An 18,417-nucleotide genomic window follows, 5' to 3' on the forward strand; every position below is an offset into this window, starting at 1 on the left:
CTTGTGAGTGATATTTCTTTGGGGATTCCTGCGGAGATACAGATGCGGAAGAAGCAGTATGAGTATTACAGAGACAGACTGCTTAGGTTTGAGGAGGCACTTTAGGGCTAGAAGCTACTAAGCTGATGTAACTATTCTATAAGCTCCTTATTTTAGCTATCTCATCACGTATTCTTGCTGCTTCTTCAAAATCCAGCCTTTTAGCAGCATCTAGCATTTTTTTGCTAAGTTCTTTGATGATGGAATCCTTTTCAGCTTTTGGAATTTTTGTTTTTTTCATAGCTTTTTCATAAAGCTTTGCGTTTGCAGTTGATTCTAATCTGAGTTCTTCTTCTAGATTTCTAGCCACTGATTTTGGAGTGATGTTATTAGCTTTGTTAAACTCTTGTTGTTTTGCTCTCCTATAATCTGTGATTTCCATCGCTCTTTGCATACTTCCTGTAATTTTTTTGGCATACAAAATCACTTTTCCATTGATATTTCTAGCAGCCCTTCCCATCGTCTGTATGAGGCTAGTTTCACTACGTAAAAATCCTTCTTTATCTGCATCCATAATCGCCACCAAACTCACTTCAGGAAGATCTAACCCCTCTCTTAAAAGATTGATTCCTATGAGAATATCAAACTCACCTAAACGCAAATTTCTAATGATGTGATTACGTTCTATTGCATCAATCTCGCTGTGCATATACTGCACCTTAAGCCCCAATTCAGAGTAATATTTGCATAGCTCTTCTGACATCTTTTTTGTCAGAGTTGTGATAAGAACGCGTTCTTTTTTTGCGAGTACTTTTTTTATTTCATCATAAAGATTTTCTACTTGTGTATCACTATCTCTGACTTCATAAACGGGATCTAGCAATCCTGTTGGGCGAATGATTTGTTCGGCGATATTGGATTTAGAAAGTTCTAACTCTAAGGGTGCAGGAGTAGCGGATACAAAAAGATAATGTGGGGCTTTGTTGATAAATTCATCAAATTTTAATGGCCTGTTATCAAGAGCAGAAGGGAGGCGAAATCCATACTCAACCAAAACACTCTTTCGGCTCATATCCCCAGCAAACATAGCGCCAAATTGTGGCAAACTCACATGGGATTCATCTACGATAACCAAATAAGGTCTCTTTTTTTGTTCAAAATAATCACTCAAGCTATAAGGCGTCTCTCCAGGTGCCTTTCCTGTGAGGTGTCTAGCATAGTTTTCGATCCCCTTGCATATACCACTAGTGGCAATCATCTCTAGATCAAACTCTGTTCTTCCTTTCAACCTACTATGTTCAATCATCTTGCCTTCTTTTTCATAGAAATTAAGTCGATCGCTTAGCTCATCTTCGATATTTTTTATCGCTACATTAAGTCTTTCTTGACCAACGATAAATTGATTTGTAGCATAAAGAACATAAGAATCTATTTTTTTAATTTCTTTGCGTTCTATGCTATCAAAAACCCCTATTCTCTCTATCTCATCTCCAAAAAATTCAATGCGAATAAATTCCACTTCATTATAAGCTGGAAAAATATCAACACTCTCTCCTTGTGCTCTAAAATTACCTCTATCAAAAAAATTATCATTCCTGCTATAACCCATATCTACAAGTTTGAGTAAAAATTCCTTGTAATTGCGTTTTTCTCCCACTTCTATTTTTTCTATCATCGTAAGATACTCTGTAGGATTTCCCAAGCCATAGTTCGCTGAAACACTTGCTATAACAATCACATCATCATAAGCCAAAAGAGATGTCGTAGCAGAAAGCCGCAGTCTCTCCAAATCATCATTAATAGAGCTATCTTTTTCTATAAACAAATCCCTACGTGGAATGTATGCCTCTGGCTGATAATAATCAAAATGAGAAATAAAATATTCGACATGATTTTTTGGAAAAAAACCCTTGAATTCACTATAAAGCTGAGCACACAAGGTCTTATTATGGCTCATAATCAAAGTTGGCATATTAAGCTTTGCAATAATATTTGCCATCGTGTAAGTTTTTCCGCTTCCTGTTACTCCTATGAGAGTTTGATATTGATTCCCTTCTTTGATGCTCTGGCATATTTTTTCAATAGCCTGGGGCTGATCCCCTGCAGGAGAATAGCTAGAATTGAGTATGAAATTTGGCATTATGATTCCTAAAACTCTAAATTATTAGCTACAATTATACTTTAATTCTCACACCTTATGACCTCTTAGGAGCCAAAATGTCATTGATAGAAAAATTAAGTGAAAAAATCGACCTATTATTAGATAAAACCAATAATCAAGAACTAGAAATTCAGGACTTGAGGCTAAAAATCAGCACCCTCATAGCACAAAGCGAAGAAAAAGATAGGCAAATATCCACGCTTTATGAAGAAATCGCAAACAAAGATAAAAGCGTTCAAAGTCTATATGATAAAATCCAAGAAGTATTAGACAAATGAAACAAGAATCTATAGAAATCAGAGTTTATGATAAAATCTTCAAACTAAATTTAGATACCTTCACGCCAGAGGCGGCAGATGAGATCAAAAAAACTTTTGAAGATCAAGATATTAAGCTTATCGAATTGATACAAAAATACCTAAGCAAAGTCCAAGAATGTTCAGAACTAAATAATCAACTAAAGAGCTTACTTCAAAAAATCCCTTCATGAATTATTATGAAATAGCTCCATTAAAGCTAAACTCACCTATTTTAACTTACCAATCTGCACAAACCTTCCAAAAAGGCGATATTCTTGATATACCCATCAAGAATAAGATATTACAAGGGGTGGTTATAAGATCCTGTGAAAAACCAAATTTTTCCTGCAAACAAGCTCAAAGTACTCCTTATTATTTTGGAAAAAATCAAATTATTCTGGGAGATTTTATTGCGCAGTATTATTGCTGCACTTATGGAGAGGCTTATGGATTATTTGTGCCATTTGAAAAAAATACAACCCCTATTATTACCAAAACCTCAAGCCACTATCCCAATGCACTAAATGCTATCCAAAAACAGGCGCTAGAAAATATCTATAAAAAACCTTTAGCACTGCTATTTGGAGATACAGGAAGTGGAAAAACAGAAATTTACATCCATCTTATTATAGACACGCTTGCTCAAAATAAAAATGTTATTTTTCTGATGCCTGAAATCTCCCTAACTCCTCAAATTGAGGCAAGATTAAAAAAAGTATTTGGAGAAATCGTAGGCATATGGCATTCCAAAATCTCTAGTAAAAAAAAATCCGCTCTTTTAGAAGATATCAAAAAAGGCAGGATCAGAATCATTGCTGGGGCAAGAAGTGCTTTGTTTTTACCTCTAGCAGATCTAGGGCTTATCATTATTGATGAAGAACACGATGATGCGTACAAATCACAACAAAAACCTCGATACAATGCTAGAGACATCAGTCTTTATCTAGGAAACAAGAATAATATAAAAATTTTATTAGGCTCTGCAACCCCTAGTGTGAGTAGCTATGAAAATGCAAAAAAAAACAACTATTTAATACGATTGCAGGGGAGATTTTTTGAAACAAAAAAACAAATTCTATTTGAAAATAAACCCACACAAATTACCCCAACACTCTTGGAAAATTTAAAAAATATTCTTGAAAAAAAAGAACAAGCCATCATATTTTTACCTACACGAGGAAACTTTAAAACCCTCTTGTGTCAAGAATGCGGTCATAGCATAAGATGCCCGTTTTGCAGTGTGGATATGAGTTTGCATTTGAATAAAAAAATGCTTTCTTGCCATTATTGTGGGTATTGTATGCCTATTACATTAGAGTGCCCAAATTGCAAAAGCATAGAAATGAGTACTTATCGTATCGGCACAGCACAAATCGCAGCTGAATTAAAAGAACTTCTTCCAGAAGCTTCTATAGCTATTTTTGACAAAGATCATACAAGCACTCAAAACAAGTTAAAAAATATACTCAATGATTTTAATAAAAATAAAATTGATATATTAGTAGGTACGCAAATGATTGCAAAAGGGCATGACTATCACAAAGTCAATCTAGCCATCATCTTGGGCATAGATTATCTACTAAGAAGTGGGGATTATAGATCTTATGAATATTCTATTTCATTGCTTCATCAAATCGCTGGAAGGAGTGGGAGAAAAGAAGATGGAAGAGTTATCATACAGAGCCTAAATAGCGAGTTTTTAAAAAATTTCATCGGAGATTACGAAAAGTTTTTAAACTATGAGCTCACAAATCGCAAGGATTTTTATCCACCTTATCGTAAACTTGCTATGTTGCATTTTTCTGACAAAAACGAAGAAAAAGTGATTGAAAATATGCAAAAAATCCTAAATATACTTAAAAAAAATATTTCAGAAACGGGTTTACAAAACGATGTGAATATAGTGGGTTATGGAAAATCAGGGATAGAAAAAATAGCTCTAAAATATCGTTATCATATATTCTTGCGTTCAAATACCCACACAGGGATATTAAGAGTGCTTAATAAAATAAGCACTCTGTGTCAAAAGATGGGATTTGAAATAGATATTGATCCCATCCATACTTTTTGATTATTTCATCATTGGTTTATAAGGACCAAATTGATGTTGTTTTTGAGAAAAATTATCATTATAAGGACCAGTAACTGCATCTACAGGCTTGACTCTCTTATCAGGAAAATCTTTTTCTCCGCCAGCTTTGATAGGTCTTGGCTGTGAATTGATATAAGCGGCAACATCATAAGCTTCTTCATCTGTGAGATCGGGATTACCTTGTGGCATATTAGCTTTGATATAAGCTGCAGCTTTTAACTCACGATGCATACCTGCACCTGTATTGTAGCTATCTTTGCCCCAAAGTGGTGGGAATGTATAATAAGCACCTTCTCCTGATTCATTTTTTATGCCCTGACCATCAGCTTGATGACAAGCAACGCATTTTTCTTCAAATACAATTTTGCCTTTTTTTGGATCTGCAGCTCTATTCATAAGTTCCATTTTTACAAGCCCCTGACCCTTGACTTTAGCACCTACTGGGATACCTTGAGAAAGCCACTGCATGTAAGTAACTATTGCTTTCATTTCTTTGGAATCCACAGGTAGAGCCTTGCCATTTAGGCTTCTTTGCATACATCCATTGATCCTATCTTCTAGTGTATTAATGCTATCACTTCGAGATCTGTACTGAGGAAATCTTCCCCAAATTCCAACAAAAGCAGATTGATACTGATTAGTACCTCCATTTGCATGGCAACTAGAACAAGATAGATTGCTTCCAGCATATCTCATCTTTGGATCTTTGGCAGTTGGTCCTATGTATTTTGAAGTCTCATTTAAAATCTTATTACCCAAAACAACCATTTCGGTATATTTTGAATTTTTTGGCATTTTGCTCTCATCTATATATCCATCTTCTTGCATTGCAGCAGGTAATTTCCATTCCTGTACGGGCAAATCAATGCCTGTTGCCGCCTTTTCTTTATCTAGCTTTTTATCAAAGCTAAAACCCACTGTCACTATCAATGGTATAACCATCAATGCCTTAAATCCTAATCGTTTCATTGAATCTCCTTTATCTGTTTGCATCAAACATTATTAATTATATTTCTTTAAAGATAAAACGAACATAAATTATAAAAATTTTTTGCACTAGGATTTAAAGCCTAGATTTTTTTCTCCATCAAAACTTCCACTTTGCTCTTTTTTGATTTCCTCGACAAAATCTTCTCTTTGAAACACTGGATTTTCCCTAGCAGCAACCTTATAAGCAGTATTTTTAATAACCAAAGAAATCTGTCCCCCACTCAAAGAATACTCCGCTAACGCTAAAGAAAGTGTTTTGATTGTCTCTGATTTAGCATATTTTGCATTCTTAGGAAGATATTTTTCCCAAAGCATAATCCTTTGATCAATGGATGGTTTTTTGAATTCAATCTTATAATTAAATCTTCTTGAAAACGCCGAGTCTATTGTCTCTAAAAGATTGGTTGTAGCAATAAGAATGCCTTCAAATTTTTCAATCTGCTCTAAAAAAATATTCTGCATTTGATTGTGCATTTTTTCTGCACCTCCGCCACTGCTGACACGAACACTCAAAAACTGATCGGCCTCATCTAAAAGTAATATAGGATTATTTTTGAGTTTTTTGGCAATCTCTTTATAACCATCAAAAATTTTGCGGACATTTTTCTCAGATTCTCCAACATACATTGAAAGGATTTTAGAACAATCAAAACTAATCACGGGTTTTTTCAAACTCTTGGCAATTCCTAATGCTGTAATGGTTTTACCTGTTCCTGCTGGACCATAAAAAATAATCCGTGCATCAATGCCTTTATTTTTTTCCTTTATTCCCCACTCTTTCAAACGTGCAACTACATTTGAATCTACTTGTTTTAGCAACGACTGAAGAGTTTCTCTTGTTTTAGGATATAGCACCACCTCATCAAGAGAGGCTTTTGGCTCTAATATCTCAAAAATTTCTTGCTCTTTTACTAGAGATTGAAGCGATATTTTTGGCTTTTTTTTCTTGCGATTTGGGTGCATTACTTTTTCTAATACCTCTTCAGGAATAAAAAATGTCCTATTAATGCCTCCAAAAGGACTGAGCATTTCATCATAATCCACTAGATTTTTTTCCACTAGATTGCTTTTTTCATCAAGTAAGGCACGATTTTTAATCCTTTCATACTCATCTTCACTTACCAAATCTATCAAGCTATTCATATCTCGTAGATTCTCATCTCCTCCAGAGTACTCTTCTTTTAAAAGAGCAAAAAAGATAATCTCTTCTTTTGCATTGAGTGAATTTTCTTTTATAAGAACTTGCACCTGTATGGGTGTTTTGGTTATTTTGAGGCGAGAGAGAATTCTTTCTTCTAAAAGCTTGAGACGATATTGTGTTCTAGAAAGCGATGCTGAAGAGAGCTTTTGAAAGCTATAGCCAAGTTTTTGAAGCAAATCAATACGCAAAAATTGATCTTTTAAATATTCTAGGTGATCCTCATAAGGACTGATTTCTGGGAGTTCTAAATTTAATGCACCATCTTCTAAAAGCTTGAGAAAACTCGGGCTCAAAGCAATGCTTGTATTGAGCAATTCCAACATTGCGATTTGGCTCATACCTGCTGATAAAAATCCCGTCTGCACAACCCAACCAAGCTCTAAAAGATTTTTAATTTTTGGCAAATGCATGAGCAATTGCACATCCTTTGCACCAAAAACACTACCGATAAGATTTAAAACATTGAATTCATCATTTCCACTCATCAAGCCTTCTGCCATATATCGAAGTATTTCAGCTTCCAATTCATCACATTTTAAATGTGGGTATATAGTGCTTTTTTTGATATTTTTTGAATGAATAAAATTAACATAATGTTTCAAAATGATTCCTTTTTAATAAAACTAGAATGGCTATCTTTAAAATACTCTACAGGTTCCAGGTGAATGATAATATCCCATCTTTTTGATAAATCTATTTTTCTAATACGATCCTCTATGTCATCAGTTATTTGATGGGCTGATAATAAAGTGATTTTCTCTGCAAAAATCAAATCCACCACTACAAAAACCCTATCCCCGGCAATACGAGTTTTTAGATTCCGATAACCCAAAATAGAGCTATTTTCTAAAACTTCCAAGATAGAATTTTGAGTGTTTTCATCTAATGCACTATCTAAAAGCGTAACAACCGCTGTTTTAATAATCCCCAAACTGCTATAAGCGATATATATAGCAATCAATATCCCAAAAATAGAATCTATCAAATAAAAACCACTGAATTCAATAATCAATAAAGACAACAAGATCGCACCATTGCTAAATAAATCACTCTTGTAGTGCAAAATATCAGTTTTAATGACTTCATTTTTGGTAGATCTTGCAATTTTACCCAAAAATACTATCAAAATACTCACTACCACTATGCTCAAAATCATCACCCATATTGCGATTTTAGCATCTACTAGGGGAGTTTTAGAATCTAAATGTAAAATCGCTTTGTAAAAAATATAACCCGCTGAAAAAAGTATCACTATACCCTCAATCATCGCAGCAATATATTGGATCTTTTCAAAACCATAATTAAAATGTTTAGTTGCTGGTTTTTGTGCTTTTTTAAGAGCAAAATAATTAAACGCAGACATACAAATATCTAATAAAGAATCGATCGCACTAGCTAAAACGACTATTGAACCTGTGCTAATAGCCACAATAAATTTAATGGTTGCTAAAACAATCGATGTAAGAGTTGCAATCATTGCCCCTTTAGTAGGAGTAAAAAATTTCATCTATCTTATATCCTTCTCAAATCACTCATTAATCTCATCTCTTTGCTTTGCTTGGGTTTTGTCTCTTGGAGTGAAAATAATAGGAGTTCCAACAAAACCAAACTTCTCTCTCATTACATTCACCAAATACCTTTTATAACTAAAATGCAAAGACTTCGGACGATTCATCACTAATGCGATTTTTGGAGGGCAAGTATCATACTGCGTAGCATAATAAATCTTAACAATCTTTCCGTGATCGCTAGGCAGTAGATGCCTTCTGGTTGCTTGTGAAATGGTTTCATTTAAAATGCTTGTAGGGATGCGATAGGAAAAATACTCATATACCTCCAAAATTTTTTCTTTTAGCTCTTTGATATGTCTATGTGTATTTGCACTCAAAGTCAATACTGGGGCATATTCTAAAAACCTAAATTTTCTTTTAAATTCAGCCATGATGACTTGGTATTCACTATGTCTAATATCCCATTTATTTAGCACCACAATCACGCCTAATGAATATTTATCAACCAAGGAACTTATCCTTTCATCAAGCTCAACAAAAGGTGTACTTACATCTAAGACAAGCAAAGCAATATGGCTTTTTTCTAGTATCTTTTGAGTTCTATCTAATGCGTATTTCTCGATGCCTTCTATCTTGCTTTTGCGTCTAATTCCAGCAGTATCAACAAAACAAACTTCCTTATCTCCAATATTGATTTTTTCATCTACAGGGTCAATGGTAGTTCCTGCCACCTCACTTACCACGCTTCTTTCTTTGCCAATAAGGGCATTTAACAAGGAACTTTTGCCGACATTAACCCTACCTATAATTCCTACATTGATTTGGTTTTCATAAGGATTTTCATCTATTTCTTGCCTGTCTTCTTGCGAATTTTGGATAAAATCCAAAATATCTTCCTCTTCATCTGCGTTTAACATCATATTTTCTTCTAGGCCTAATTCAAATAAAACCCCTTCAATGAGAGCTTTAACGCCTCGATTATGGCTTACAGAGATAAAATATAAATCTTTTGTACCAAAGGAGTTAAAATCATAGGCGAGTTGTTTTTCTTTATCATTATCAATCTTATTGACCACTAGAAAACATTTTTTATTAATTTTACTTATCTGTCTGAAAAGTTTTTTATCATCATCTTGGGGAATAAGTTTCCCATCCACCAAATAAAGCACAACATCAGCCTCTTTGGCACTTTTTAGGCTTAATTCTTTGACTTTTGAAAACAAAAGGGTACTTTCATCAATCCCTCCTGTATCAAAAATCTGAATTTCATTACCCTCAATAGAAGCTATTTTTTTATTTACATCTCTTGTAGTGCCTGAAATTTCAGATGTGATAGCAACACGTTCTTTTATCAAACGATTAAACAAAGAACTTTTGCCGACATTTGGTTTGCCCAAAATTGCGATTTTTTTCATCAATATGCTTCTCTTTTAATGATATTTTTCTTATAATTTTATTATAGTGTGGATATGAAATAATAGCCAATAAACCTAAAATTTACAGGAGTATTCCGTATGAAAAAAATCTTATTATGTATTTTTTTGGGTGTGATGCTGATAAGCTATGCTCAAGAAATACAGAACAATACTGACAATCCGCTTCCAAATCAAAAAGAAAATATCGATTTTTCCATCAAAGAAAGCAATATGAAAGATACATCGACACAAAATATTCCAGATGCCTCAAACATGCAAGATTCCGATAAACCCTCTATGCCCCATCAAGAAGAAAGTCCCTCTAGTGCTACTCTTGCACCAGAAGTATCTGAAAAAAATTGGCGGAGTTTAGGGGAAGAAAATAAAAATGATTCATCCAATGAAATAAAATCTACTCAAAAAAACAATATCACAGACACAAACCAAGCAATCAAAGAACCTCAACCAAAAAACCAAGATATACCAGCTAAGGAAAATAACCCCCCTGCCAAACAAAATAACCCGGCTAAGGAAATCAAAAAATCATCTTCAATTAAAACCGATAGAACCCAAAAAGAACCTCTCTTGAAAGAAAAACCTCAAAAAACTAAAAAAATAACTTTTATTCAAGAGGAGTTTTATAATCCTAAAAAAAATGAAATCTCAGTAAGCAAAGCTCACGCAAAACTATTTTTAGAAATACATTCAGATGAACTCCAAAAATTTATGGAAGGGATTGTTTATAACACCAAACAACAAGTGCAGACTTTCGCTCTTGAAGATTCCTATACTCAAATTACAAATGTTAATGGAAAGATTCAAGAGTATAAATACGCTCAAAAATCCATTGATAGATATTCAGCCATAGCACCTCATCAAAAATATCCACTCAAAAAAATATCAAAAAAACAATACCAAATAATGATCAAAAAAATTCCTGTATTTTTCGATGCTAAGGGCTGTAAAATTGTAATCAAAAAAGAACTCACTGGTTCGCTTAATCAAACCAAAGAAATAATCATCAACCTAGACACAAAACGAGAACTCAGAAATAATACTCATTTTGACTTATTCTTGGAATGTCCTCAATGATTTTTGGTCCATCTTATTAGGGGTAACTATGCTAAATATCATACTTATAGAACCTAGAATCCCACAAAATACAGGAAACATAGGCAGACTTTGTGTTGCAGGAAATGCAAGATTACATCTCATTCACCCTCTGGGGTTTAGTATCGATGAAAAATCACTCAAACGTGCAGGAATGGACTACTGGAAAAGTTTATGTGTAAAAGAATGGGAAAATATAGAAGAATTTTGGAAGTTTTATCCTGTAGATAAAAATCATTTTTTCTTAAGTACAAAAGCAAAAAAAATCTACTATGAGGCGAATTTTGAAAATGAATGTTTCTTGTATTTTGGGCGAGAAGATGCAGGAATCAATAAGGAAATTTTAAGCTTATATCCCAATCAAACTCTAAAAATACCCATGACAAAAGGTACAAGGAGTATCAATTTAGCTACCTCTGTAGGAGCAGTATTGTATGAAGCAATCAGACAGAATAAAAACTACCTAGAGTTTTAAATAGCCGATCAATTGCGATTTTTATAATCCATATATTCAAAACTCTTCAATAATACAAATTTTTCATCCCTAATAGTTCCTAAAGATGGTAACGGAACACCATTAAAAGTATTATTTTTTACAATAGTATAGTGCATCATATCTTCAAACAATATCCTATCACCGATATTAAGCGGAGTATCAAAACTATACTCTCCTATCACATCTCCAGCCAAACAAGTAGGACCACCAAAACGATAAATATATTTGCCAACCCCTATTCCCTTATCTTCCTCAATTAGTTCATCTCCGTTTATATCATTAATGGAGATTTTTTTTACATTAGGACGATATGGCATCTCAAGACAATCAGGCATATGTGCTGCTGCACTTACATCCAAAATAGCGACATTCATCTCATTGTAAATAATATCTACAACCTCACCTATCAAAAATCCACTCTGCCAACCTACTGCCTCTCCAGGTTCTAAAAAAATATCTACATCAGAATAACTATTTTTGAAATCCTTAAGGATACAAATGAGCTTATCTACATCATAATCAATGCGCGTGATATGATGTCCTCCACCAAAATTTATCCATTTCATTTTGGAAATATAATCTCCAAAATGCTTCTTAAAATGTTCTAATGTTCTCTTGAGTGCATCAGAATTTTGCTCACAATGTGTATGAAAATGCAGTCCATCAATACCTTCAAGTCCAAACTCTTCCAAGCCCCTTTGAAATTCACTAGGAACAATCCCCAATCTACTTCCGGGTATGCAAGGATTATATATAGGTGGCTCCACTTCACTATAAAGAGGATTCACACGCAATCCAACTTCAATCTTACAAAGACCCAGAGAATCTAATTGTTTGTTTTTTATTTTTATTTTATCTTTGAATTTTTGCCACTGTGCAAAAGAATTAAAAATAATGTGTGTTGCAATAGGAAGAAGCAAATCTATTTCGCAGTCTTTATAAGCAGGACTAAAAACACAAATATCCTTTTGAACTTCTCTGCCTCCAAATTCCTCAAATGCAAGCAATGCCTCATAAATACCACTTGCACAACAGCCATCAAGATAATCACGTGCAATATCAAAACTTCGCCAAAAAGCGTATCCTTTAAGAGCCAGGAGTATCTTCGCCTTAGAAGCGGAACGGACTAGATTTAAAATATCTAAATTGTGTTTGAATTTATCTTCTTCTAGCACATAACAAGGTGAGGGAATGTCAAAATACTTCATTTATCCTCTTGCTTATCAATAATAAATTGTTTGATTGCTTTTTCTATTTCAATAGGGTTAGATTTAGATATAAAATCATCTGCATTTAAAGATCTAGCCATATCTTCATTACTGCTTCCACTCATAGAAGAATTCACCACTATTGGAATATGAGCACTGATAGGATTATTTTTGACTTGTTTGATGACTTCAAATCCACTTGCTTCTGGCATTTCTAAATCTGTGATAATCATTCCAATATTTTCCATATCAATGTTTGGAGAAAATAAATAGTCCAAAAGTTTTTGTCCATTGATAAAATCGATATGTGCAATACCAATTTTATCTAGGATAATTTGCATTGTTTTAAGCACACTAGGACTATCATCAGCCAAAAGAATAATTTTATTGCTCTTTAATCTTGAAACCTTGATAAGTTCTTCTTTTTTTTCTTCTTCAATCCAAGGAAATACATCTACAAGCATTTTTTCAATATCCACAACCTGAACAAGTTTGCCATCAAAATATCTTGTGCGACTTACCAATTTAGAATTCCCGCCATTTCCTCCAATACCAGCACTTTGCTCCATCTCTGTCCATCGTTTATTCAAAATTCTATCAGCCTCATAGATTCTAACCCCAATAGTCCATCGGGAAAATTCACAGATCATAATAACATCATCTTCATCTTTTTCGTGTTTGATGCCATAAGGAGTGAGATCTTTTGTTTTATTGGTACTATCATAATAAAACCACTTTCTCATATCAATCAAAGGAATCGTAAGCTCACGAATAGTAATCAAACCCTCAATCAAAGAACTTTTTTCATGACTTACAATTGTAAGTTGTCCTTGATATTTCACAACTTCACGTATCTTAAAGACATTCACGGCATACAGATCTTTATCTTTTTCCAAACGAAAACACAATAATTGAAGTTCATTATTTTTGTGCAAACTTGTAATTTGATCAACTTGGGATAGATTTGACATTACCGACCTTCCTCTTTATGTTTCTTTGTGTATATCATATCACAGCTTTATTTCATAAAACTTTAATAATGTTTTGCGGGATACTTGCAATTCCTACACAACTCCTCTAGTGCTTCTCCTCTCACAAATCCTTCTTTGATTTTTAATGCCTTAGGAGTGTTAATAATATCTAAAATATCACTATCTTTTAAATTTCCAAGTCCAATATAACCTCTAGCATCAATACAACAAGGCACTACTAAGCCATTTGACAATATGCCAATTTGAGAAATCAGTCCATGACAATATTTTTGTTTTTGATTTGAGGAATTTTTTAAATCTGGCCATTGAAAAGTCTTTGTGATGTTTAAAAATACTTTCTTCCCAAGCCTAAACCTAGAAGAAAAATCATTATCTTCAATACCAAATTCACAAAGAATTTTTTCTTTGACCCAAGAAAGAGTTTGTATTGTGGTATCTTGAAGTCTCAGGTTAATAAAACTAGAAGTATTTTGAAGAATTTTATAGCGACATAAATCAAAAATATTTTTAAGATAATCATCTGAAAGTTTAGCTTGATTGCCCTCATCAAAACCCGCATTCAAAGAAATAGAAAGTTGATGAATAGGGGGCTTAATCAAGAGATCAAAATCATTATTGTGCAAATAAAATCCGCTAGTTACCAAATCCACATCCAGTCCATAAGAATGTGCGATTTTTAAATACTCTTCTAAATTCTTCAAAGCACACGGATCTCCAAGCAAATGCAAACTAACTGTATTTGTAAGAGAAGCACTTTGCAAACAAGCTTTTTGAAATAAATCAATATCCATAATTTTACGAGTATTTTTTGGAGCAGGACAAAAACTACAACTCAACCCACAAATATCACTGATTTCTATATAAATTTTTTTAAATCTAAACATTGAAACGAAAATGCATCACATCGCCATCAGCGACTACATAGTCTTTACCTTCTATTCTAAGTGCTCCAGCTTCTTTTGCTTTTGCTTCTCCCCCATATTTAATAAAATCCTCATAAGAAATGGTTTCTGCACGGATAAAGCCTTTTTCAAAATCTTTGTGAATCGCTCCAGCGGCAACAGGAGCACTATCACCTTTATGTATGGTCCATGCTCTGACTTCTTTTACCCCAGCAGTAAAATAACTAATAAGTCCAAGCTTGTAAAATCCTACACGAATAATCTGTTCAAGCCCACTTTCCTTGCAACCTAACGAATCTAAAAACTCTCTTCGCTCAATATCCTCCATTCCCACCATATCTTCTTCAAGTTTTGCACACAGCATAATTACTTCAGCATTATTATTTTGGGCATGTTCTTTAAGTTTTTCAAAATAAAGATTTCCTGAAGAGATGCTATTTTCATCAACATTTGCTCCATAAATAACCTCTTTAAAACTCAAAAACCTTAGTTCTTTGTTAAGAGTTTTGAACTCTTCAGTATTGACATTGGCAAAAGTTTTCGCAGGTTTATTATCTTGTAAATGTGCTAGAAGCTCTTTAGCACAAACAAGCATAGCCTTAGCATCTTTATCTGCCTTAGCTTGACGTTCTAATCTCTCTATACGTTTGCACAGAGTATCAATATCAGCCAAAAGCAACTCTAACTCTATAATCTCAACATCGCTAATAGGATCTATTCTGCCCTCCACATGAGTGATGTCAGCATCATCAAAACAACGGACGATGTGTAAAATCACATCTGTCTCCTTGATATTACCTAAAAATTGATTTCCCAATCCCTCGCCCTTAGAAGCACCCTTAACCAATCCTGCAATATCGACAAATTCAACGACTGAATGAAGTATTTTTTCAGGATTTACAATCTTTGCCAATTCAAAAAGTCTTTTATCTGGCACATTCACCACCGCCCTATTGGGCTCAATAGTACAGAAAGGATAGTTCGCAGATTGTGCGTTTTGAGCTTTGGTGAGTGCGTTAAAAGTACTTGATTTTCCAACATTTGGAAGCCCCACAATCCCTATTGAAAGCCCCATGTCAGTCCTTTTTTACAAAATCAAGCAAAAACTGAACACATGCCCTCACACCTGCTCCACTTGCCCCATAAGTATTAATATCCCAATCTCTCTCCACATAAGCAGGACCTGCAATATCTATATGCAACCATTTGTCTTTGTATTCTTCACGAATAAATTCGCTCAAAAACATCCCTGCAGTGATAGCACCACCATACCTAGAAGAAGCAACATTGGATACATCAGCAATTTTAGAATCAATTAATTTTCTAAGATGCTTATTAAAACTAAGTCTAGTTGCTAATTCGCCAGATTTTAAAGCAGCATTTTCAAAGCGAGTTTTTAGCTCTTCATTATGCCCCATCACCCCGCTAGTATATTCCCCCAGTCCAACCACGCAAGCTCCTGTAAGTGTAGCAAAATCAATCAAGCAATCAGGCTTTATATCTTGAGCATAACTCAAACAATCCGCCAAAACAAGCCTACCTTCAGCATCTGTATTACGCACTTCAATTGTTTTGCCTTCACGAGAGAGCAAAACATCATCAGGTTTATACGCATTCCCACCAATCATATTTTCTGTAGCACCTACAATTGCGTGAAGTTCGACATTTATTCCCATTTTTGCAACTGCATTAATAACGCCAAGAACAGCACAACCACCACTCTTATCTGCTTTCATGGTAACCATATAATCTGCGGGCTTTAAACTCAGTCCTCCGCTATCATATGTAAGTCCTTTACCTACAATAACAATTCTTGCTTTAGGTTTTTTAGGTTTATAGGTTAGATGAATCAATCGCGGGGGATGAATAGAAGCACGATTAACCGCTAAAAATGCTCCCATTTTTTCTTTAGCAAGAAATTTTTCATCCCCAATCTTGCAAGTAAGCTTATTTTCCTTGGCAATACTTTCCGCCAACTTGGCTAAAAATAACGGTGTAGCATCTTCAGGTGGAGTGTTTATAGCGTCTCGGACCAAAACAATGCTCTGTGCCAAAATTTCCGCTGAGATCAAATTTTTTGCAAGATCTTTAGGGATATCTTTACTGATTCCCTCATTCACGATGAAAATCTCTTTTAATGCAGATATCTTTGTCTTGCTCTTGTATTTATTGAATTCATACATTCCCAAAAGCAACCCCAAAAAAATCCCCTGCATTAGCATACCATCTCCATATATGCCTAGTTTGAGATTTTTAAAGGGCATTTTTTTTACAAAACAGATGGCTTGAAAACTTCCCTCTCTGAGTGCATCTACACTAAAATCTTCCACACCAAGATAGAGAATATGATTTTGTTGATCCAGAAATATCCCCTCCCCTTCATAACCAAAATCCTTGAAATTTTTGGATTCTATCCATTTTTCTTTGAGATTTTTTTTGGGAATAAAAACGAGTCCCAAGTCTGCTTTTGTATTTTTAAAATCTGTTTTTTTGAATTGTATTTTTAACATTTATTTTCCTTTTTTATTTCCAATTTAGATTGAATTTTTTGAATCTTTTTATCAATTTTTTTAGTATGAGAATTGAAATACCAAATCACAAAGCCCAAAAATCCTACGAGTAAAATAACAAAAATATAAGGATGTCCTTTGAGCCAAGACAAAATATGTAATATTTGATCTCCTAAAAACCAAGCCAATAAAATCGTAATAGCTGCCCAAACCCAAGCACTGACAAGATTAATGATAGCAAATTTTAACGCACTATATCTAGTCAATCCAATGCTTATAGGAATAATCGTTCTCATTCCATACATATATCTTTGAGCAAAGATGATAGGCCATCCATATTTTTGAAGCAACAAATGTGCTAAAGCCAATTTTCTACGTTGTTTTTTGAGATGTCTTTGAATATAACCCTTATTAAATCTACCAATATAAAAATAAATTTGATCTCCCACAAACCCACCAATACCTGCAACAAAAACCGCTAAATAAACATTCATATGTCCAGTATGAGAGGCAATACCTGCAAATATCAAACCAAGCTCACCTTCTAAAATACTCCAAAAAAATAAAATTAAATATCCCCAATCAGCTACATAAGTATCCCAAAGTTCAACGATATGATGTTCGATTCCCATTTTAATTTCCTATATCCAATATGGTAGTAACCTTTAGGGATTTGCTTAGCTTTTGTGCCCCTTGCAGATCTGGCAAGTTTAAAATAAAACAAGCCTCTATACATTTTGCTCCTAAACTCTCTATCAGTTTAAAAGCAGCTTGAGCCGTGCCACCTGTAGCAATCAAGTCATCAATAAGCAAAACTCTGGCATTTTGTTTTTCTCTAAAAGCATCAATATGTATCTCAACCTCATCAAACCCATATTCAAGACTATATTTTTCACTCATAGTTGTAAAAGGTAATTTTCCCTTCTTTCTAATAGGGACAAAACCTACATTTAGAGCATAGGCCAACATCGCACCAAAAATAAAACCTCGAGCTTCAATACCTGCAACAAAATCAAGATTCATATTATCGTAGTATTGTTTTAGGGATTCTATGAGTTTTGTAAGCAGTGGAGCATTATTGACTAATGTGGTAATATCTTTAAATACAATTCCGGGTTTTGGATAATCTGGAATATCCCTAATAGAGTGGAGTAAATCTTTTTTTAATTGCTCTGAGATAATTTGCATATTTTTCCTTTTTTATAATAAAGCTTCGATTTTTTGCTCAAGATCTTTTATTCTACTTTTATACTTATCTGTTTCAATTCGATATTGAGAATTTCTTTGTTTTAAGGTTTTTACCTCATTTTTGAGTGAATTCATTTCTTGTGCAAGTATTTCAATATTTCCAAGTGCTCTTTGAAGTTGAAGCTGATGTTTTTGGATCAATATCTCCGCTTCTTGCAAAGTTAGCTTCATAGAAGCAGAATTTCTTTGTTCTTTTTCAGCAACAGACTTGTAAAAAAAAGTTTTTATGACCATATAAAGGATAAAGAGAATAAAAACGGTAATAAAAAATCCCTGTAAAGCTACATTCATACACAAACTCCC

18 protein-coding genes are annotated in these 18,417 nt (G+C 33.9%); 5 read left to right on the plus strand and 13 right to left on the minus strand.

Annotated features, from left to right (window positions below):
• Positions 1–136: 136 nt before the first annotated feature.
• Positions 137–2,119 (minus strand): excinuclease ABC subunit UvrB, encoded by a 1,983-nt coding sequence (gene uvrB, locus Q5I06_RS07670; RefSeq protein WP_305517562.1) that lies wholly within the window; start codon positions 2,117–2,119, stop codon positions 137–139.
• Positions 2,120–2,196: 77 nt separating this feature from the next.
• Between uvrB and Q5I06_RS07675 the strand changes: the two genes are divergently transcribed.
• Genes Q5I06_RS07675 through Q5I06_RS07685 form a run of 3 tightly spaced genes read left to right on the plus strand, consistent with a single transcriptional unit; the run spans position 2,197 to position 4,510 of the window.
• Positions 2,197–2,418, plus strand: a complete 222-nt coding sequence (locus Q5I06_RS07675) for a DUF904 domain-containing protein (protein WP_305517563.1) — start codon at positions 2,197–2,199, stop codon at positions 2,416–2,418.
• On the plus strand, positions 2,415–2,630 hold the full coding sequence (locus Q5I06_RS07680; RefSeq protein ID WP_305517564.1) for a hypothetical protein: 216 nt from the start codon (positions 2,415–2,417) through the stop codon (positions 2,628–2,630). The genes Q5I06_RS07675 and Q5I06_RS07680 overlap by 4 nt, the downstream gene beginning before the upstream one ends.
• Complete coding sequence (locus Q5I06_RS07685) at positions 2,627–4,510, plus strand: primosomal protein N' (RefSeq protein ID WP_305517565.1); 1,884 nt, start codon at positions 2,627–2,629, stop codon at positions 4,508–4,510. Before Q5I06_RS07680 ends, Q5I06_RS07685 begins: the two co-directional genes overlap by 4 nt.
• Here Q5I06_RS07685 and Q5I06_RS07690 read toward each other — a convergent pair whose 3' ends face one another.
• The 4 genes from Q5I06_RS07690 to der form a co-directional block, all read right to left on the minus strand.
• Positions 4,511–5,473: a c-type cytochrome gene (locus Q5I06_RS07690; RefSeq protein ID WP_370690952.1), complete on the minus strand. Its 963-nt coding sequence runs from the start codon at positions 5,471–5,473 to the stop codon at positions 4,511–4,513.
• Positions 5,474–5,587: 114 nt separating this feature from the next.
• Positions 5,588–7,324, minus strand: coding sequence for an ATP-binding protein (locus tag Q5I06_RS07695; RefSeq protein ID WP_305517567.1), 1,737 nt, complete (start codon positions 7,322–7,324; stop codon positions 5,588–5,590).
• Complete coding sequence (locus Q5I06_RS07700) at positions 7,321–8,229, minus strand: cation diffusion facilitator family transporter (RefSeq protein WP_305517568.1); 909 nt, start codon at positions 8,227–8,229, stop codon at positions 7,321–7,323. Before Q5I06_RS07700 ends, Q5I06_RS07695 begins: the two co-directional genes overlap by 4 nt.
• A 21-nt stretch (positions 8,230–8,250) precedes the next feature.
• Positions 8,251–9,648 carry a ribosome biogenesis GTPase Der gene (der, locus tag Q5I06_RS07705; RefSeq protein ID WP_305517569.1) on the minus strand — a complete coding sequence of 466 codons (1,398 nt, stop codon included), beginning with the start codon at positions 9,646–9,648 and terminating at the stop codon, positions 8,251–8,253.
• Positions 9,649–9,747: 99 nt separating this feature from the next.
• Here der and Q5I06_RS07710 point away from each other — a divergent pair, with 99 nt between their 5' ends.
• Positions 9,748–10,740, plus strand: a complete 993-nt coding sequence (locus tag Q5I06_RS07710) for a hypothetical protein (protein WP_305517570.1) — start codon at positions 9,748–9,750, stop codon at positions 10,738–10,740.
• Between the two features lie 28 nt (positions 10,741–10,768).
• Entirely contained in the window at positions 10,769–11,233 is a 465-nt protein-coding gene (locus Q5I06_RS07715) for a tRNA (cytidine(34)-2'-O)-methyltransferase (RefSeq protein ID WP_305517571.1), read from the plus strand.
• Positions 11,234–11,241: 8 nt separating this feature from the next.
• Here the strand turns inward: Q5I06_RS07715 and nspC are convergent, their stop codons facing one another.
• From nspC to Q5I06_RS07755, 8 genes are all read right to left on the minus strand, one after another.
• The gene (nspC, locus tag Q5I06_RS07720; protein WP_305517572.1) at positions 11,242–12,462 is read right to left on the minus strand and encodes a carboxynorspermidine decarboxylase; all 1,221 of its coding nucleotides are present in this window, start codon (positions 12,460–12,462) and stop codon (positions 11,242–11,244) included.
• The gene (locus tag Q5I06_RS07725) at positions 12,459–13,433 is read right to left on the minus strand and encodes a chemotaxis protein (protein ID WP_305517573.1); all 975 of its coding nucleotides are present in this window, start codon (positions 13,431–13,433) and stop codon (positions 12,459–12,461) included. The genes nspC and Q5I06_RS07725 overlap by 4 nt, the downstream gene beginning before the upstream one ends.
• Before the next feature lie 62 nt (positions 13,434–13,495).
• Positions 13,496–14,338 carry a radical SAM/SPASM domain-containing protein gene (locus tag Q5I06_RS07730; RefSeq protein ID WP_305517574.1) on the minus strand — a complete coding sequence of 281 codons (843 nt, stop codon included), beginning with the start codon at positions 14,336–14,338 and terminating at the stop codon, positions 13,496–13,498.
• Positions 14,331–15,431 carry a redox-regulated ATPase YchF gene (gene ychF, locus Q5I06_RS07735; protein WP_305517575.1) on the minus strand — a complete coding sequence of 367 codons (1,101 nt, stop codon included), beginning with the start codon at positions 15,429–15,431 and terminating at the stop codon, positions 14,331–14,333. Before ychF ends, Q5I06_RS07730 begins: the two co-directional genes overlap by 8 nt.
• 1 nt (position 15,432) lies before the next feature.
• Entirely contained in the window at positions 15,433–16,866 is a 1,434-nt protein-coding gene (locus Q5I06_RS07740; protein ID WP_305517576.1) for a leucyl aminopeptidase, read from the minus strand.
• Positions 16,860–17,498, minus strand: a complete 639-nt coding sequence (locus Q5I06_RS07745; RefSeq protein ID WP_370690951.1) for a DedA family protein — start codon at positions 17,496–17,498, stop codon at positions 16,860–16,862. Before Q5I06_RS07745 ends, Q5I06_RS07740 begins: the two co-directional genes overlap by 7 nt.
• 1 nt (position 17,499) lies before the next feature.
• Positions 17,500–18,054 carry an adenine phosphoribosyltransferase gene (locus Q5I06_RS07750; protein WP_305517577.1) on the minus strand — a complete coding sequence of 185 codons (555 nt, stop codon included), beginning with the start codon at positions 18,052–18,054 and terminating at the stop codon, positions 17,500–17,502.
• 12 nt (positions 18,055–18,066) lie between these two features.
• Complete coding sequence (locus tag Q5I06_RS07755) at positions 18,067–18,405, minus strand: hypothetical protein (RefSeq protein WP_305517578.1); 339 nt, start codon at positions 18,403–18,405, stop codon at positions 18,067–18,069.
• Positions 18,406–18,417 lie beyond the last annotated feature (12 nt).

The sequence above is a fragment of the Helicobacter cappadocius genome (assembly GCF_030688855.1).
In the GTDB taxonomy this organism is placed as follows: Bacteria; Campylobacterota; Campylobacteria; order Campylobacterales; family Helicobacteraceae; genus Helicobacter_J; species Helicobacter_J cappadocius.

Excerpts from the sequence above, each read along its gene's own strand:
- uvrB (WP_305517562.1), bottom strand. The coding sequence starts at position 2,119 with ATGCCAAATTTCATACTCAATTCTAGCTATTCTCCTGCAGGGGATCAG.
- Q5I06_RS07675 (WP_305517563.1), top strand. The coding sequence starts at position 2,197 with ATGTCATTGATAGAAAAATTAAGTGAAAAAATCGACCTATTATTAGAT.
- Q5I06_RS07680 (WP_305517564.1), top strand. The coding sequence starts at position 2,415 with ATGAAACAAGAATCTATAGAAATCAGAGTTTATGATAAAATCTTCAAA.
- Q5I06_RS07685 (WP_305517565.1), top strand. The coding sequence starts at position 2,627 with ATGAATTATTATGAAATAGCTCCATTAAAGCTAAACTCACCTATTTTA.
- Q5I06_RS07690 (WP_370690952.1), bottom strand. The coding sequence starts at position 5,473 with ATGGTTATACCATTGATAGTGACAGTGGGTTTTAGCTTTGATAAAAAG.
- Q5I06_RS07700 (WP_305517568.1), bottom strand. The coding sequence starts at position 8,229 with ATGAAATTTTTTACTCCTACTAAAGGGGCAATGATTGCAACTCTTACA.
- der (WP_305517569.1), bottom strand. The coding sequence starts at position 9,648 with ATGAAAAAAATCGCAATTTTGGGCAAACCAAATGTCGGCAAAAGTTCT.
- Q5I06_RS07710 (WP_305517570.1), top strand. The coding sequence starts at position 9,748 with ATGAAAAAAATCTTATTATGTATTTTTTTGGGTGTGATGCTGATAAGC.
- Q5I06_RS07715 (WP_305517571.1), top strand. The coding sequence starts at position 10,769 with ATGCTAAATATCATACTTATAGAACCTAGAATCCCACAAAATACAGGA.
- nspC (WP_305517572.1), bottom strand. The coding sequence starts at position 12,462 with ATGAAGTATTTTGACATTCCCTCACCTTGTTATGTGCTAGAAGAAGAT.
- Q5I06_RS07725 (WP_305517573.1), bottom strand. The coding sequence starts at position 13,433 with ATGTCAAATCTATCCCAAGTTGATCAAATTACAAGTTTGCACAAAAAT.
- Q5I06_RS07730 (WP_305517574.1), bottom strand. The coding sequence starts at position 14,338 with ATGTTTAGATTTAAAAAAATTTATATAGAAATCAGTGATATTTGTGGG.
- ychF (WP_305517575.1), bottom strand. The coding sequence starts at position 15,431 with ATGGGGCTTTCAATAGGGATTGTGGGGCTTCCAAATGTTGGAAAATCA.
- Q5I06_RS07740 (WP_305517576.1), bottom strand. The coding sequence starts at position 16,866 with ATGTTAAAAATACAATTCAAAAAAACAGATTTTAAAAATACAAAAGCA.
- Q5I06_RS07745 (WP_370690951.1), bottom strand. The coding sequence starts at position 17,498 with ATGGGAATCGAACATCATATCGTTGAACTTTGGGATACTTATGTAGCT.
- Q5I06_RS07750 (WP_305517577.1), bottom strand. The coding sequence starts at position 18,054 with ATGCAAATTATCTCAGAGCAATTAAAAAAAGATTTACTCCACTCTATT.
- Q5I06_RS07755 (WP_305517578.1), bottom strand. The coding sequence starts at position 18,405 with ATGAATGTAGCTTTACAGGGATTTTTTATTACCGTTTTTATTCTCTTT.